The organism is Mycoplasma todarodis (assembly GCF_004335995.1).
Classification (GTDB): Bacteria; Bacillota_I; Bacilli_A; order Mycoplasmatales; family Metamycoplasmataceae; genus Mycoplasma_K; species Mycoplasma_K todarodis.
In genome coordinates this window covers 1-17,587 of record NZ_PSZP01000016.1, presented here as the reverse complement: position 1 = coordinate 17,587, position 17,587 = coordinate 1, and the positions used below count along the sequence as shown (strand labels likewise).

General features: G+C 30.2%; 16 protein-coding genes and 1 pseudogene. 5 read left to right on the top strand and 12 right to left on the bottom strand.

From position 1 onward, the window contains the following. The first annotated feature begins 81 nt into the window (after positions 1–81). Positions 82–315: a 30S ribosomal protein S20 gene (rpsT, locus tag C4B25_RS02545; protein ID WP_131613498.1), complete on the top strand. Its 234-nt coding sequence runs from the start codon at positions 82–84 to the stop codon at positions 313–315. Between the two features lie 105 nt (positions 316–420). On the opposite strand, the gene holA is transcribed toward rpsT, so the two are convergent. From holA to C4B25_RS02525, 4 genes are all read right to left on the bottom strand, one after another. Beyond that, positions 421–1,338, bottom strand: coding sequence for a DNA polymerase III subunit delta (gene holA / locus C4B25_RS02540; protein WP_131613497.1), 918 nt, complete (start codon positions 1,336–1,338; stop codon positions 421–423). Next, positions 1,263–2,645 (bottom strand): MAG0480 family ComEC-like protein, encoded by a 1,383-nt coding sequence (locus C4B25_RS02535; protein WP_131613496.1) that lies wholly within the window; start codon positions 2,643–2,645, stop codon positions 1,263–1,265. The genes holA and C4B25_RS02535 overlap by 76 nt, the downstream gene beginning before the upstream one ends. Then, the gene (locus C4B25_RS02530; protein ID WP_131613495.1) at positions 2,567–3,064 is read right to left on the bottom strand and encodes an MAG0490 family ComEA-like DNA-binding protein; all 498 of its coding nucleotides are present in this window, start codon (positions 3,062–3,064) and stop codon (positions 2,567–2,569) included. Before C4B25_RS02530 ends, C4B25_RS02535 begins: the two co-directional genes overlap by 79 nt. A 68-nt stretch (positions 3,065–3,132) precedes the next feature. Beyond that, positions 3,133–3,873 (bottom strand): YebC/PmpR family DNA-binding transcriptional regulator, encoded by a 741-nt coding sequence (locus C4B25_RS02525; protein ID WP_131613494.1) that lies wholly within the window; start codon positions 3,871–3,873, stop codon positions 3,133–3,135. Positions 3,874–3,934: 61 nt separating this feature from the next. On the opposite strand from C4B25_RS02525, the gene C4B25_RS02520 reads away from it, so the two are divergent. The 4 genes from C4B25_RS02520 (at position 3,935) to C4B25_RS02505 (ending at position 10,956) form a co-directional block, all read left to right on the top strand. Beyond that, positions 3,935–4,360: a hypothetical protein gene (locus C4B25_RS02520; protein ID WP_131613493.1), complete on the top strand. Its 426-nt coding sequence runs from the start codon at positions 3,935–3,937 to the stop codon at positions 4,358–4,360. 83 nt (positions 4,361–4,443) lie between these two features. Next, positions 4,444–5,373: a ZIP family metal transporter gene (locus C4B25_RS02515; RefSeq protein ID WP_131613492.1), complete on the top strand. Its 930-nt coding sequence runs from the start codon at positions 4,444–4,446 to the stop codon at positions 5,371–5,373. Between the two features lie 205 nt (positions 5,374–5,578). Further along, positions 5,579–9,337 carry a hypothetical protein gene (locus tag C4B25_RS02510; RefSeq protein ID WP_131613491.1) on the top strand — a complete coding sequence of 1,253 codons (3,759 nt, stop codon included), beginning with the start codon at positions 5,579–5,581 and terminating at the stop codon, positions 9,335–9,337. Positions 9,338–9,345: 8 nt separating this feature from the next. Beyond that, a complete protein-coding gene (locus tag C4B25_RS02505; protein WP_131613490.1) occupies positions 9,346–10,956 on the top strand; it encodes a hypothetical protein in 1,611 nt (536 codons plus the stop codon). A 23-nt stretch (positions 10,957–10,979) separates the two neighbouring features. On the opposite strand, the gene nadE is transcribed toward C4B25_RS02505, so the two are convergent. From nadE to rplU, 8 genes and pseudogenes are all read right to left on the bottom strand, one after another. After that, positions 10,980–11,696 carry an NAD(+) synthase gene (gene nadE / locus C4B25_RS02500; RefSeq protein ID WP_131613489.1) on the bottom strand — a complete coding sequence of 239 codons (717 nt, stop codon included), beginning with the start codon at positions 11,694–11,696 and terminating at the stop codon, positions 10,980–10,982. A 90-nt stretch (positions 11,697–11,786) separates the two neighbouring features. Next, positions 11,787–13,544 carry a heavy metal translocating P-type ATPase gene (locus tag C4B25_RS02495; RefSeq protein ID WP_168380680.1) on the bottom strand — a complete coding sequence of 586 codons (1,758 nt, stop codon included), beginning with the start codon at positions 13,542–13,544 and terminating at the stop codon, positions 11,787–11,789. Between the two features lie 200 nt (positions 13,545–13,744). Continuing rightward, entirely contained in the window at positions 13,745–13,942 is a 198-nt protein-coding gene (locus tag C4B25_RS02490) for a heavy-metal-associated domain-containing protein (RefSeq protein WP_131613487.1), read from the bottom strand. Between the two features lie 84 nt (positions 13,943–14,026). After that, positions 14,027–15,199, bottom strand: a complete 1,173-nt coding sequence (obgE, locus tag C4B25_RS02485) for a GTPase ObgE (protein ID WP_131613486.1) — start codon at positions 15,197–15,199, stop codon at positions 14,027–14,029. A gap of 56 nt (positions 15,200–15,255) precedes the next feature. Then, complete coding sequence (dusB, locus tag C4B25_RS02480) at positions 15,256–16,245, bottom strand: tRNA dihydrouridine synthase DusB (RefSeq protein WP_131613485.1); 990 nt, start codon at positions 16,243–16,245, stop codon at positions 15,256–15,258. Between the two features lie 42 nt (positions 16,246–16,287). Continuing rightward, positions 16,288–16,962, bottom strand: a complete 675-nt coding sequence (locus C4B25_RS02475; protein ID WP_131613484.1) for a nitroreductase family protein — start codon at positions 16,960–16,962, stop codon at positions 16,288–16,290. Between the two features lie 141 nt (positions 16,963–17,103). After that, a pseudogene (locus C4B25_RS05100) lies at positions 17,104–17,277 on the bottom strand (50S ribosomal protein L27); the annotation flags it as partial. Positions 17,278–17,286: 9 nt separating this feature from the next. Further along, positions 17,287–17,586 (bottom strand): 50S ribosomal protein L21, encoded by a 300-nt coding sequence (gene rplU, locus C4B25_RS02465; RefSeq protein ID WP_131613482.1) that lies wholly within the window; start codon positions 17,584–17,586, stop codon positions 17,287–17,289. Position 17,587: the final 1 nt, after the last annotated feature.

Here is a 17,587-nt window from a genome sequence, read left to right as displayed (position 1 = left end):
TATAGTCTTGTCATATTACTCCTTAATTTTTACTAAATTATACTTTATTTTTGCTATAATGTTTTCACAAAGGAGTTTTAAATGGCAAATATCAAATCAAAAATGACACGTATTAAAACAAACGAAAAAGCTAGAGTAAGAAACGCTGCTATCAAATCAAGAGTTAGAACAGCAATCAAAAACGCTAAAGCTGCAATCGTTGCAAAAGAAGCTAACGCTCAAATTAACACTGCTGTTTCTAAAGGAGTATTCCACAAGAACAACGGTGCCAGAAAGTCTTCAAGACTTGATGCATTCTTTAACAAGAATAAATAGTTATAAACATTTAACATTACCAATTAACAATTAAATTTAAAAAATAACTTCGGCTGGGTTATTTTTTTTATTTCTTTTAAGATTTAAAAAATAAAGCGCATTGCTTTATTTCATGAAATTTAATATGAATTTATCCAATCCAACTTTAGAATCAATTACCCCTGTTTTTATATCGATATCTAATTTAGCCAAATCATTAATCAATTGTTTAAGGATAATTGGGTTTGTCTTCATTAATAATTCATTAGCTTTTTTAATCCTAAATATGTGTATTCTAGTCACATCTGATATTTCCCTTGTAGTCATTCCAGTTTGTTTATAGTTATTAACTTTATTAGCTAATAATAGTGTTGAAGCTATTTGGCCAATCAATAATAAAGGGTCGTCTCCGGCAAACGTTCTTTCTTTATATGCTGAAGCTATAGCAAATGCATCTTTTTCGATAATTGCATTAGCTAAAGCAAAATAATCTTCCGAAACATATGTAGAAATTGATTTCTCTATTTTTTCGATAGTTATTTCTTTCGCTTCCAGTAATAATTTATCAATTTCATTATTTATCACTCTCAAATCATTAGGAACTTTATTTGCAAAAGCAATAGCTGCTTTATTTGTTATTGATCCACCTTTTGAACTGACAATTAACTTAATTGTTTCGTATACCTTTGAATTTTTTAGTTTATCAAATTTATTAGTTGTTGCATTTGACATCAAGAATTTTATTAAAGTATTTGTTGCTTTTGGTTTTGCATTATTGTTAACAAATATCACTTTTGTTGTTTTATCGATGTGTTTAAGTACTTCTACAAGTTTTTTAGCTTCTGCTTCTTTAGAAAATGCCGGTATATCACGCATAACTAAAACCTTAGCATCCTCAAACATCGGGATTGTTGCTAACTCCATTATTAATTCTTGAACGTTTGAAGTTTCATCAAAAACCACGGGTTCTATACCGAATTTTGCGATAATACGCTTTTCCTCATTATTGATAAGGAAACTCTCTTCTCCATAAATAAAATACATATTGTAAAAATTATATAGTAGTTATATGTCAATGTGGTTGAAAAAAAATTAGTTTTTATAATAATCACTGTTTTATTGAAAACTTTGAGTGTTAAAAGCAAAATATAATATAAATTCGATAACAAAGATTTAAAAGGTATCAACAAAAGTGATAACACATAAATGAGTGAAATTAAAGGGGTTAATGCAATAGAATAAAATACGCCTCATAAAGATATCCAGCCATTCATTGAAGCTACTATTGGCAATGTAGCTAAAAACACACCGAAATTAATAATGAAATATTTCACCGATTTCGACTTAATATCAAGCGTATTTAAATACATTATTGTTAAAGTTGCAATAAAAGTTAATTGAAATGAAATTGACTCTATTAAAAAAGGGTTAAAACTAACTAACAACATCCCTACGATACCTATAACATCAAATTTAAATATCCTTATTTTCTTAAAGTGGCCAAAACCAACTGTTAATACAATGAAAATTAGTGCTCTTAATGCTGGCAAACTTCAATTAAGTAAAAAAACATAAACAATGATCGGCATTAAAGAGAAAAGATCGCAATATGGCATTTTTAGCTTTTCAAATATAAATAAAACAACTTTATAAACTATCCCGATGTGAAATCCAGAAATTACAAAAAGGTGTAATATAGAAAGTCTTTTAGAAATAGAAAATACTTCTTTTGTTAATTTAGTTTTCTCTCCCAGCAACAATAAGGGTGCGATACTTTTCCAAGTTGGATTCCCTGTATGAATATATGATCTAGTCTTATTAAAGAAACTATCGCTATATTCATATATTGAAAACTTTGTAGGAAAGATTTCTGATGCTATTTTATGAGTTTTTAAATATGAAACTATATCAAACTCACCAACATTAGTAATTGGTCTTATATTGCCTTTAATCACAATTATGTCACCTATGCTACTCTCCATTTTTGTGTGGATTAGAATGTTCTGGCCATCAACCTTTATTACTGAACCCATCCCAATATGGTCGATCACAACGAATTTACCTTCAATAAACTTTGTAATTGGTTTTAAATTAATTATGTGAACAGATAGCATTAACACCAATACGAAAACACTTGTTAATAAAAGGTGTTTTGGAAAATAAACTAAAAGTAAACACAAAACAAATACTAATACTGCACATAAAACCCTATATTCATAATGGTTAATTAACCAAAAACATAAAATACCAAGCAACAAGGAAAATGGTGTTTTTAATTTAGTTCTAAAATCTTTTTGAGAAGGTTTAAAGTAGTTGAACCAACACCACGTATTGAGTCTAAGTCATCTCATGTTACCCCTTTCCCTTTTGATGTTTTAATGAATTTCATTATCAAAGCAGAAGTCTTCTTTCTAATTCCAGCTCTAATTAAATCTAGTAATGTTAAATCATTTATTTTTATTTTTTTCCCATAACCTTCTTTAAAAGGTATTAACAACGTTTCTTTTTTATATAGTTTTTTATCAAGCTCAACCCCTTTTAACTCAGCACCATAAAGCAGTTCCGCCTTCATCAAAACCATTTTTACAGTTGAACCAAATTTCATTTCAAATGGTCCATGAAATCGAACTGCCCCTATAACAGTTATTTCAACATCATCTATCGTTTTACTTACATTCTTATTTCTAATCTTTGCATCACGAATCGTTAGAAACCCGCCAACTGCAATGAAAACCGAGAATATTAAACTTATTATCATTTTTATCTTCATATATTTATATGTATAGTTTCTGGTGAAAAAGCAAATAAAAAAAACAACCGTAGTTGTTGCTTTATATTTTATTCAAAAGATTCAGGATCTAAGTTGTGGAATACTTCTTGAATATCCTCGTCATCTTCGAATTTATCTACTGCATCAAGAATTTTTTGTGCTTTATCTGCATCAACTTTAACATGTGTATTTGCTTCGTAAGTAACTTCAGCTGTTTTGAATTCAACACCTTCAAATTCTTTTTCTAATGCATCTTTTACACTTGAAAACTCTGTTGGTTCAGTTGTTATAAAGTATGATTCTTCTCCCATTTCAAAGTCAGAAGCTCCAGCTTCTAATGCAAGCATCATTACTGTATCTTCATCTCCTACTGAAAGAGGTAATTCAAGAACACCTTTTCTGTCGAATAAGAATGAAACTGAACCATTCTTACCTAATGAACCTCCAGATTTGTTAAATAATGATTTAACCGACGCTGAAACTCTATTGTGATTATCTGAAAGACACATAACCAATATAGAAATCCCTCCTGGTAAATACCCTTCGTATACACTTTCTTTATAAACTGCACCTTCAGCTCCAACACCTGTTGCTTTATCAATAGCTTTTTGAATGTTTTTTGCTGGCATTGATTTCGCCTTAGCTTTTTGCACAGCCAACTTAAGTGGGGCGTTAGTATTAATATCTCCTCCACCTGCAGCAGCTGCTACCATGATTTCTTTAGAGAATTTAGCAAAGATTTTTGACCTTGCTGAATCTTGCGCTGCCTTCCTGTGTTTAATATTCGCTCATTTACTATGTCCTGCCATATTTAATCTCCTTTTATGCTTTGTTATTCTATTAAGTGTATATATTATATAATAAAGTTATATGATTTTAAGAGATATCGCAAAAGTTAGACATATTTTTACTAAAAGAGCACGAAAAAGAAACTACAGAAATGATTGTAGATTACTTTTAAATAACACTCATTTAACCAAATGAAATGTTGTTAATAATTCATCAGTTTATGAAACAGTAAAGACATTGAGAAAGTTTACAACACCCCAGTATGAAACTGGTTATTTAATGAGAAGAAAAAAAGCTTTTAACACCATCCTTTTTCAACAGAATTATGATGTAGTATTAACAGATAGACATGGTAAGGTCTTGAAATTATTCATTGACGTTGCGCCTGGTTACTATTCAGAATACTTTCCTGAATGCTATTTTGTTCTTTGATTCCCCGTTGGAACTATAAAATATTTAGAACTTAAGGAATTAGATATTTTCCAAACAAGACGTATCCTTTTCTAGGGTATTTTTTAAACTCTTGTTTACACAGAATTTCTTTTTAAAAACACAATATGGTAAGATTAACCCATATAGAAAGAGGAAATATGAAAAACATTACAAGTTGAAATCTTTCTCTACAAGTATTGTTATTTGCTGGGGTCGTGTTAGCGATTCCATTGCTATTGGGATTAATTCTTCCAATTGTAAAACCAAAAATTAAAAGAAAGTCGAATATATACCTTTATTCGTTTTCAGCAGGTTTTATTTTAGTCTTAGGACTTTATGGATTAATTGCTCAACCATTAACATCATTGAGAGAAACATTAGAAGGTGGAGGACACCTACATGATCACGATCATCATAATCAAATTCTTAAAACTTATGGAGAATGAGAAACTATAGGTATTCTTGCAGGGATAGCTATTGGAGGGGTAACGATTGGTATGGGTGGTTCTATGCTGGCAAGACATATATTTACAAAGAAAAGTGGTGAAGTTCATTCAAATCACGGAGATCACAACCACGGGGATCACATATTTAACCTTAAGGAAGCTCAATCCGCAAAATCAAAATTAACAGTTGTTATGTTGTTAATGGCTCATAAAATACCGGCTGGTATTTCATTGGGATTAATGATACAAGGTTTAAGTCACCATGCAAGTGGTATGACAATCGCAGCAATAGTTGCATTTATCATCCACACAATCCCTGAGATGTTAACTATCTACTATAGACAAATCGAGATGGGAACAAGCAAATGAAAAGCAATGGGGTTCACATTATTAATCCAATTAATATTGTTGCCTATGATGTTTATAGGTGCTTATTTAGGAGAAGCTATTCAAGATGTTGTTTGATTAATGCCATTGATATTAGTTACTTCGGGTTCTATTTTAGTATTTACAGCTATTTTAGAATTAATACCTGAATTTATTGATCAACAAATATCTCACGTTAAGTGACACACAACTACATTATTGTTTGTTGTTGGGTTCTTGTTTGCATTACTTATACTTCTAGTGCACGTGCATTAATTTAAAACTTTGAGAAATCAAGGTTTTTTTCTTCCTCTTTTTTAAAAAATATAACTAAAACATCATTTTTCAACTTATACACAAATGAAGATGAACTTATTTCTATAAAAATTAGTTGGATTCATAGGTTTATTCAGTTGTGCTACACATACCTAATTACATGGAATGTGGTAAAATATTTATTAATAATCAAGGAGGGTATGAAATGAAAAAGAAATATAAAATAGTATTAAATACATCAGCAATTATGGCAGTATCAGCAGTGGGAGTTTCTACTGTTGTATCTTGTGGAGGTAATTCAAAAGAAATAGATACCAAAAAAAGTGCGACGCATAAAAATAATGAGATACCTAAAAACAATGAAGAAAAGAAACTTCCGAGTGTCAGTGGAGTTAAATCGTGAAGATTTAAAGATAAAACGTACGCTACATTCAAAGAAGCACAAAAAGCGAAAGAAACTTTTGTGAATTCGGAGATTGATAAAGCTGCTAACAAAGCTAAAATAACCAACAAAGTATATGAGCATAATGGCGTTGAATACGAAACCAAACAAGAATTATTAAAAGTATTACGAAAAGAATATAAGGTGGTTGATCTTTTTGCGACTACAAATGCCAATGAAAAATCTTCTTTAAATGGATTCCAATTAGGGAATAAATATTTTAAAACTGCAGAAGAAGCTGCAAAAGCTTATATTGCAGATGGTCACGGAGATGGAAGCGGTGATGATTATAAATATAGGCTTTATGATCCTCTAAAGAAATACTTTGGAACTCATAATTCTATTTTAGGTTTTAACGAAATATATCATGGAGCAAATGATGATGGTTTTTATGTTCCTCGATCATTATTAGCATCATTAAAAATTAGCAAGCATAATTTTGATAAAGAATTAATTGGCGGAATAATTAATGGTAACGGTTTTTCTTTACAAAAAGAGATTTCTCGTTCTCTTGCAACACCCACTAAAGTTGATGAAATTAATTACTATAAAACTGAACTAAAAAGAGTAGTAAATGCAATTTTCGATAATGAAGTGACATACAACAAAGACCACGGTAAACACACACCTCATGATTCAACACGTTTCTTATTAACTGAGGAATACATAACACTTAACAACCAGAATATAAAACTTTTTAAAGGAAGAGATAATAAACGTTGATTATTTTTAAAAGATACATGAAGTAATGGCAAAGACGTTGCGAGCCAAGCACCAAATTTATTAAATATTATTGAAAATAACGTCACTTCATTAAAAGATGTAGAGACTATTTGAAACCTTATAAAAACAAAAACTGCTCACACCACTTGATTATGAAGTGGATTATGAAATTCTTACCCTGAGCATAAAATAACTTTTAAAGAATTAATTTCTACAAATAAAGAATTAAGTAATTACAAACCTAATTCTCAAAAACATTCTATTGAAAATAATTTCAAAGTATCAATAAATGGAAAAGAATATTGATTTGCAAGTGAAATCAATGGAAAAGAATTTGCTGCATCACACCCTATAATTAACTTTGGAAATCTTGATCCTAAGGATCTTAAAAGTGTTTTACAAGCCAATGGAGTTATCAAAATAAACTATAAAGATAAATTCAATAATAAATTTACAGCTTCTTCAATTCAGGAAGCGAAGACTAAATACAGAAAAATATTCCCTTCCGAAACTGGTTGAGAATTAGATAATAAATATTTTTCAGACAAGGCTTCATTAATTAAATTCATTAAAGAAAAGGCGAATAATTTAAGTGCCAATAATAAAACACAAAATTTAGTTAATATAAATAATATAAATCTAACTTCTTTAAATTTCAAATCTTCTACTACTGCAATTTTTGGATTAAACAAAAGAGTTTTAGGTGATGGAACTGGAAATTCCTATAAAAAGGTTTTGACTAAAGGGGATATCGTTAAAGACCTTAAGTCAAAAGCAATTGAAGGACACAATTACTCTTATGAACAACTTTTAGATTTATTAAAAACCAATAAAGCTCTCAATGATAAAAATCTACAAGCGTTGAAAAGAATAAAATTTATAGCAAAAAAACCTAATAATGGAAACCCTTCAATAGGTAAGATTGTAATAAAAAACACCAAAACAAACACCATTGTTGGGATGCACGGTACATTCTTATCATCTTCAACTCATTTAGATGAAGATGAAATGCTTTATCAAGCTTCAAAAACAAAAGTTTCGAATGAAGAGTGATTTAAATGACAAACTAAAATAATCAGTAGAAAGCAATTCCGTGATGAATACAAAAAAACTTACGAAAGATTACACCAAGGTGAACTTTCTATTGATGAGTTGATCGTTAATGAAAATGAAAAAGGAGCTTTTGAAAATATATTCTTACCCTCAAGAAGAATAGTTGGTTCAATAGGGAACGGAACCATGGAAAAAATGGGAAGAATACCCAACTTCATAAATCGTAGAAACCATAGTCAATTAACCGTTTCTATAAAACGTTCAGGAGAGAATTCTTTCAAAGAGGTTTCTAGAACTAAAGACGTCACCCATTTATCTAATGGAGATATTATTAAAATCAAAATTCAAAAAGAGCACAGTTCACTAACAAGAGAGATTAAAGTTAACGGCTTAAAAAGAGGTATGCTTGATTTTCTTAAAGGTTCAACTCCAAAAGATAAAGCGGCTATTAATGGTTTATTAGACTTCCTTAAAGAAATGGGTTTAGATATTAAAGATAAACTTAAAGAAGAAACAAGGAAATTTACAAAAGAATTAAAAGAATATTTAAAAGCTGATACAAAACAAAAAGTTCAAAAGAAACCGGAATTAATTAAATCAATCCATTCCATTCACAAACTTATAGATGAAAATGTTTTTGGAAGAATAGTATCAAATGACAATTCGATTATCAATAAACTTATAGAAATACTAGAAAAAAATGGTGTAGATACCACTTCAATTTCTGATGATGGGTGAACTTTAAAACCAAAACTTAAAACTTTAATCAATGATGGATTAGACATATTAAAGGTGTTTATAGATAACTCATTCGATTTCATTGAAAATTCAATTCAGTGGAAACCTTCTTGAATGACTCCTGCTAATCATGTCAATTTAAATACAACAGATAAACAAGATAAAGAGTTCTTAACTCAATTAAAAGAAAAAATGATTAAAGATGCTGGTGATGAAAAAGATAAACAAGATGCAGCGCTTAAAACAATTAAAGAATTGATGGTTGGTACATTTAACATCTATAAAGAACCAAAAGACGGAAAAACCACTTACCATGTTGTAAAGGATGTTAATTCTAGAAAGATAGTTCGTATCTTTAGAAAGTATCTTGAGTTTTCTCCAGTTAATCCTAAAGGCACAATAGATAACGTCCACATCAACCCTGATGGTAAATTAGGAAGCATATTGAAAGGAACTTTAGCCGAAGCTCTTAAGAGGCGTAAAAATGGTTACAACAACACTCCCGTTAAATCAATTTATAATTCAAGTTCAAACCCCGGACCAATTAATGTAACAAACATTAACTTAAACTGAATTTTAGGTAAATTAAAGAGTGATCTCGTAAAAGGTTTATTACCAACAATTAAAGGTCAATTGAACAGCTCGTTTGACAGTCTACTGAATCTAGCTTCTTCAGTTGGGGGTGCGTTACTTGGTGTAAATGGTATTGCAAACATTAAAGATGCCTTTAATTCAATTTCATCAGCTTCTTCAGATGCATTTATTTCTACGGAAGCTAATTTACAAGGGTTATTAACATATATCTTTGGTGATGAAGGACATGTAGTTATGGATTTTGAAAAGGAAGATAATAAATTCATACTTAAAAACTACTATTCTCCAGAAATTACAACCATTGCGAAAAGCAACAGAAATACTATAACTTATAGAAAGGATGACCTAGAAAAACTGTTTAATAATGTTAAACCATTAATTAATTTATTATTAAACTTAATAGGGTCATTATAGGAGGTAACATGAATTTAAATAAAAAAACATTATTAAGAAGTGCAATTGTACCTCTAGTTATCTCTGTGCCAACAGTTGTTGCAGTTTCTTGCGGAACTTCTATAACCACTACTCAAAAACAAGAAAAAAATAAAAGTGCAACTAACACTATTACGGAACAAAAAGCATATGCAACAGCCCCAATGTTACAGTTAAATCAATACTTTCAAGAATTTGCATCAAAAATTAAGACTAACAACTCTCCTTCATTGGCGGAACAAGTTACCAAAACAAAAGATTCTGCAATAATTGCATTTTTAGGATACATAGAAAGTGATGGAACAAAACCAAATGCATCTAAAAAAGCTATAAAAAAAGCAAAAGAGGAGTTTGCTAAAAATATCGAACAATTGAAGATTGATTTAAATAAATTATTTGATATGGCAATTGGAGATCCAAAATCATCAACCAACCTTCTTTCTCCATTACTTAAAAATTTAATACAAAATAACTTAAATGATAAAGACGGAAAAATTAATAAGTTCGGGACTATAGTCATCGAAAATGTTCTTAAAAAAATAAAAATGGTTATGAATAATATATTGGATACTATGATCAACATTGAGCATTCGCAAAAACCGGATTTCTTCAATACTAAAAATAATATTAAAGAAATCGGTAGCATTAAAGCAATCCAAGATAGAAAAGTTAAATCTAAAACACCAAACGTAACATTTAAACAAATTAATGCAGCCTTCCAAAAAGGGTTCACTCCTGAAGAGTTATTCAAACATGACTCAAAAGGTGATTACAACATACTACACAACCTTGGTTTTTTTACTAAATTGGGAGCTGAGACTTTATTAGGGGATATGAAATTCAAGAAACCTAACCAGGAGTTAAAAGGGAGTGCTTGACAAATCGGTGTTCAAAAACTTCAGAAAGAAATAAATTCACACCCTGAGAATGTAATGGTTTATGAAAACACCAAAAACCATGAGCTACTTTTAAAATTAAAAACAACCACAACTGTTTTAGCAAATGAAATTAAATCTAAATTAAAATTTAACGAAGAACACATCAATTCATTACTTGATGATAATCTGATCTCAAAGATTATACCCTTGCTTAAAAAAGTAATGAACGGAATTGGAATGGGTGATTTATTATGATTAAAAGGTCAAGTATCCGCAATCCTAAAAGATAAAAAATCTATTTACACATTTTTAAATAGAATGGAGTTGATCCTTGAAGACTTTGGTAAGACACTACAATTAACAGAACTAAATCTACAAATGATAATCTCGAAATTATTAGGGGATAATGCTGAATATTATGGTGGTTTAACCAAAACTAACGCTAATACATATAAATTAAATCCGAAAGAATTTACAACACCTCAATTTAATGTTTATAAATACGAAAATTATAAACCTTACAATGAAACTATTAGTGATGAACAAATTAATAAAGAAGGCTTAAAAGTTACGGCAAGCTTAGGTTTTAATTTAGGTACTTTCAATGTTTTAGAAATATTTAAAAACATTACGAGAGATCCACTTTCTAACTATACTGTCGGTTTATTCCAAATAGCACAATTATTAACGAAAGATATGAAAGATATGAAGGTAGGTATTTAAAAAAAACTCCAAAAGGAGTTTTTTTATTTATAGTCATCTTGTGATTTAGGTTCTGGCAAAGGGACTCTTTTATGATTTGTGATAGCAATTTGTTTTTTAATTTTTGTTAAAACATTTTCTTCAACTTCTTTACCTTTTAAGTATTTATCAACTTCATCATATGAGAATCCAAGTTCTTCTTCATCAGTTTGACCTTCTCATAAAGCGGCAGTAGGTTTTTTGGTTCAAACAACTTCTGGTAATTTAAGCTCTTTTGCCATCTCTTTTACTTCACCCTTAGTCAAATGTACTATAGGGAGTAAATCAACCCCTCCATCGCCGTATTTAGTGAAATAACCAAGTATTCATTCTGCTGCATTGTCCGTTCCAAGCACTAAGTATCTTTTTTCTTGTGCAATAGCATATAACGCAGACATTCTTAATCTTGGTTTGATGTTGGCTGTAGCTAATCTTGTAGTGGTTCCAACCGCATGTTTCATAGCTTCGTATGATTTTGTTAAATCAATAAGTTTTGTTTCAATAGAAATTGCTTTTGCAACTTCATTTGCATCAATTAAGTCTTGACCCATATTGTTAATAGGTAAATAAACACCTAATGAATTATTTGGAAATGCTTTTTTAGCTAGTGCTGCAACAACAGAAGAATCTACTCCGCCTGACAGACCAACTATAACACCATCCATATTTGCTTTCTTAACTTCTTCTTGAAGTCATTGTACTAAGTAATCTGAATATTTCATATAAATATAATACTACATTAACCTTGCTTCACTACTTTATAAATAGATAAGGAATCTAAAAAAAGTAAAAAAAGCAACACTCAATGTTGCTTATACTTTTTTACTTTTTTTGTTTTTAAAATACTTCTCGGCTTTAATTTTATAAATGAGCGCATTACCAATAACTGCTATATCCGACAATAACATCAATATTGCCGCGACTCAAGGTTGCACAAGCATCATAAACGCTATAGGCAAAGCACATAAATTAAAGATCACTGCTCATAATAATGATTGAACAATTTTTTTCTGATTTCATTTTGATATTTTAATAGCATTAATCAATGAATTTAAATCTTCATTAAGTATTGATATATCAGCTATTGAATTTGTTATATTAGAACCCGAAGCAAATGCAACTGAAATATCAGCGGTTTTTAAAGCGAGAATATCGTTAAATCCATCACCAATAAATAATATTTGTTGCTTTTTAGAAAGATTATTTTTAATTCTTAATTCTTTCACTATTTCTGCTTTTCTATCAGGCATTATTTCAGAATGAATATTCTTTATGTCTAAAAGTTTACCAACACGTGTAGCAGCTTGTTTTGTATCACCTGTAACCATAACGGTTGTTATATTCATCTTATGCAATAAATTAATTGTTTCTTTTGCATTTGGTTTGATTTTATCCATAACTTCAAAAATAGCTAAAGTTTTAGTTTTAGTTTTTAATGATATTACAGTGGAGCCATTTATTTTAGGTTTATTACTTGATTTCGAAAGTAAATATTTTTCTCCATTATACATAGCTTCAATACCAATCCCAGTTATCTCTTTTACACTTTCCACTTTCATATTATTTTTAAATTTGGAACTAATTGCATTTGCAATCGGATGGATTGAATGTTTTTCGATTGAGGCAGCTAGTTCCAAGAATTTTTGTTCACCTTTAAAATCAACAACTTCCATTTCACCTGTTGTCAACGTACCGGTTTTATCAAATACAACAATTTTTACATCCTTAATTTTTTCAAATGATTTAGGTTCAGAAAATAAGAGGGAGTTTTTATTAGCTAAAGTCGATGACACTGTAACTACTAGTGGCGTTGCTACACCCAAAGCACATGGACACGCAATAGCTAAAATAGTTACAGATGCTAAGAATGCATTATCAACATAATTTTCACCCTTAAATCAACTTAATTGAATGCCACCTACATAACCCATCATCATTCAAAATATAAATGAAATAAAGGACAATGCAAAAATGGATGGTATAAAGAATTTAAGTACTTTATCCGCAAAAACTTGCATCCTTGGTTTTATTAAAGATAAATCTTCCGCCTTATCTATAATCAAAGAAAGTGTTGAATCTTCAAAAGTCTTCTCAACAAGCATGATGATTCTTTGTTTGTTGTTAATGGCTCCAGATATTACTTCATCTCCTTCATTTTTAATAATTACTTTTGATTCGCCAGTAATTTTCGAATAATCAAAATGTGAACTGCCTTCAACTATTCTCCCATCAAGAGGAACGTTAGACTTTGCCTTAACAACAACTCTATCCCCAACTTTTATTTCATTTATAGGGGTTTTAACTTCTTTGTTATTTTTAATCAAAATAACTGTTTTTGTTTTCAGTTTCAACAATTCTTTATACCCATCAATTGATTTATTCCTTAATCTTGTTTCTAACGAATTACCTATAAAAGCAAAAATAACTAAAAGTGTTGACCCTTCTCAAAAGACACTATAAGAATAGGTTTCCTCACCCGTATGAATTATTGAATTTACTAATGAATAAATAAATAATGAATGAGCAGCCAAACCTAATAATGTATCCATGTCAAATTGCTTTTTAAACATCCTTTTATATACATGAAATAAATTCCAACCATAAAAGATAAGGACTGTAGCATTAATGCTACCTCAAATAGCTGGATGTCAAGTGTACTTCAAAGTATTTGTTGGTCTAATGATATTGAGCGTTACAAAATATACCTGCAATACAAATATCAACAAGGCCACTATTGCTTTGATCTTAAATAATTTTTCTTTAAACATTTTTAAACCAATTCATAACCTAAATCTTGAATTGTTTCTTTAATTGTGTTTAATTCAATTTTAGATTCATCATATTTTATCTTTATAAGGCCTGAAGCAACATTCACCAATACTTCTTCAACCTTTTTATCTAAAGCACTCTTAATTTTCCCTTCACACGATCCACAATGTAATTTAGCATGTAATTTAATTGTTTTCATATTTACCAACTTTCTTTTTTTTACTCTACGAAATAATTATATAACTAAATGGTTATATGAAACAAAGAAAATGAAAAAGAAAGATTAATTTCTTTCTGATCATTCAAATTCAAATGAGAATATTCTAACTGTGTCACCATCTTTAACACCTTGTCTTCTAAGTTCATCTCAAACTCCAAGTGAAGATAGCTTTTTATTAAATCTCATGAAGTTCTCTCCTGTTGATAAAGGAATTTTATCGTAAATACGCTCAACCTCTTTACCAGAGATTTCAAACATACCTTCGTATTCTTTTTCAACAATAAAGTCATCTTCAAAAGTAATTGTAACTTCAGATTTTTTAGCTTTATACTCAATTTCATCTGCCGCTCTGTAAGCATCATATAACTTATGTTTCAACGGTTCAATACCTTTTTCAGTTAATGCTGATATTTCAACAAGTTCAATTTCCGGATGTGCTTTCTTGAATTTTTTAACATTTTCTTCGAAAGCTTCTAAGTCAGCTTTATTAGCTATAACTACTTGCTTACGTTTTTCTAAACCTAAAGAATATTCTTTAAGTTCATGGTTAATTACTTCAAAATCTTTTACCGGATCCTTAATTGGATCTCCAAAGTCAATAACATGTGCTATTAACCTACATCTTTCAATATGTTTTAGGAATTCAATTCCCAACCCTTTACCTTGCGCTGCTCCTGCAATTAATCCAGGAAGGTCAGCTACAACAAATGAATTTTCTCCAACTTTTGATAATCCTAATTGAGGATTTAAAGTTGTGAATTCATATGCTGCCGTTTTTGGTTTAGCATTAGTAACTTTTGATAATAATGTTGATTTTCCCGCTGAGGGTTTTCCAACAAACCCAACATCAGCAAGAACTTTAAGAACTAGTCTTAATCTAAATTCATCACCTCTAGATTTAAATTTTGTATTACCTTTACCACCATTACCACCGGCGGCAATTAAGTATTCTTTTTGTTCAGTTATGTCAACAAGTAATTTGTCTCCATTCATAACCAACGTTCCTAAAGGTACTTTAATAAAAATATCTTTCCCTTTAGCTCCATACTGGTTTTTTCTTCTCCCGTCTTCTCCATCATTACCAAATATGTTTCTCTTTAATTTCAGGTTTAAAAGCGTATTATCTCCACCATCTGGTCCCCCACGTGATACGTGAGCTTCCCTACGGAAAGATACTACACCATTTCCACCTTTACCTGCTTTTACATGTATTTCTGCTTCATCTATAAATTTCATACTTGTATTATAAAGGAAATAAAAAAATAACCTATGGTTATTTATTTTTAACTAATTTATTGTTCGTATTTTTCTTTGATTTTATCCACGAATATCGCTATATTTTTTTGGAAATCTTCTAGTGTTTTCGCTGTCATAAACGCCATTCTCTCATCACTTGCACCCTTAAACTTAGCAAATCATTGAGATGCTACTGATTTTGATTGCGCCAAAGTATAGTTTGGACTTCAATTTTTCAATAATATTTCTATATATCTTTTGATTGTAGAATGAATTGTTTCAATTGTTGGATCAGCTTCATATGTTCCAGTTTCTATGTAATCTTTCATTTGTTTTAAAACTCATGGACTACTTTGTGCCGCTCTAGCAACCATAACTGCATCAACACCAGTATATTCCAACATTCTTTTTGCATCTTCTGGTGTAAACACATCCCCATTACCAATAACTGGTATTGAAAGATTTTCCTTAATTTCTTTAATTGCATCTCAGTTAGCATTTCCTTGATACATTTGTTCCCTTGTACGTCCGTGAACTATCAATGCTGAAGCTCCCGCCTCTTCTATTATTTTAGCTAGTTCCATATAATTAGATGAATTCTCGTCTCATCCTAATCTTATCTTAACTGTTAAAGGCTTTTTAATAACTGCTACTATACCTTCCACAATTTCTCTAACTTTATCAGGAGTTTTTGTTAACGCAGATCCTGCTTGAGATTTGATAGCGACTTTTTTAACGGGACAACCCATGTTGATATCAATTATGCTCGCATTTGAATTTTCATCAAAATACTTTGCAGCATTAACGTAATCCTCAACATCACCACCAAATATTTGTAAAGCAACAATCCCTTCTTCGGGAGTTACCCTTGCAATGTCAAGTGTTTTTTCTGAATTATATTTCAAACCAACATTTGAAGTCATTTCTGTACATGTATATCCTGGTTCGAAGTCTTTTGCAATTACTCTATAAGCACTATTAGTAACACCAGCCATTGGGGCAAGAATTACTTTATTTTTAATTTCTATATTTCCTATTTTAAACATAGAATCATTATATTAAAAAAACAACGTTATTTGTTGTTTTTTTTAAATTGTTTTGAACTTTTTACTTCAATCATCTCGAACTCTTTTGTTTGTTCCGTAGTGTAAGTAAGAAGTTTTGCTAGCTGGATACCCAAAGGATGCAGCAACAGCAACCCTTTCTCCTTCACTCATCAATCCTTCGGACTTAAATAATTTTTCAACTTTTTCTTTTTCTAACCCTTCCATAGGAGTAGAACCAATCCCAAGGATGGTCGCTGCTATTAAAGAAGTTCCAAGAGCTATATAACATTGTTTCATAGCCCATTCATCCCCATTTGGTTCATCTGCATCTAAATGTTTGTTTTTAATCGTTGTTGCCATTTTTTGCGCTGCAACATTAGATTCCTCTTTTGTTTTACCTGCAACTTCATAAAAACGTCTGTAACTTCTTTCGAACATTCATTGGTCGTCAGTAAATTCAGATCTCTTTAATGAAATGAAGAAAATTATTTTATCAGCTTCCGTCACAACCCCTTGATTCCACATTAAAGGTTTTAATTTTGTTCTAATGGCATTAGACTTTTCAATTATCAAAACCCTGTAAGGTTCAAAACCATGTGATGATGGTGTTCAATATATAGTTTCTAAAATTTGTTGTCAATCTTCCTTAGGTATTTTTTTATTTGAATAAGCTTTTACAGTTTGCCTATTATTTATTTCTTTTATTATTTTATTCATAATTCAATTTTAACATATAACTAACCAATTATATAATGATTTAGAAATAAAAAAAACAGTCTTTCGACTATTTCTTAGCTGCTTTTTTAGTTTCGATTCTTTCAGGGTAAACTGAAGCGTATTTTCTTCCTTTAATCATTTCGTATCGTCTCCACCACGTCCAGTATTTGTACCAGGGTGAATTTTTGTTCCTCTTTGTCTGTAGATGATTCCACCAGCTAATGTAAATTGTCCATCAGCAAGTTTAGCTCCAAGTCTTTTTGAATGTGAATCTCTACCGTTATTAGTAGATCCACCACCAAGTTTATGTGCCATTTATTTCACCTAACCTTTCAGTCCAGTAATTTTTACACGAGTGTAAGGTTGTCTGTGACCGTATTTTCTTTTGTGTGTTGATTTTTGATTGTGTCTGTATACTACGATTTTCTTTTGTTTACCTTGTTTTTCGATTGTACCTTCTACTGAGGCACCAGCGATTAATGGTTTACCAATTTTGTCTCCAAGAACTAATACTTCAGAGAAAACAATTTTGTCTCCTTCTTTACCTTCAACTTTTTCGATGAAGATAGTATCGTCTTTTTGAACAAGAATTTGTTTACCACCAGTTTTAATGATTGCGAACATA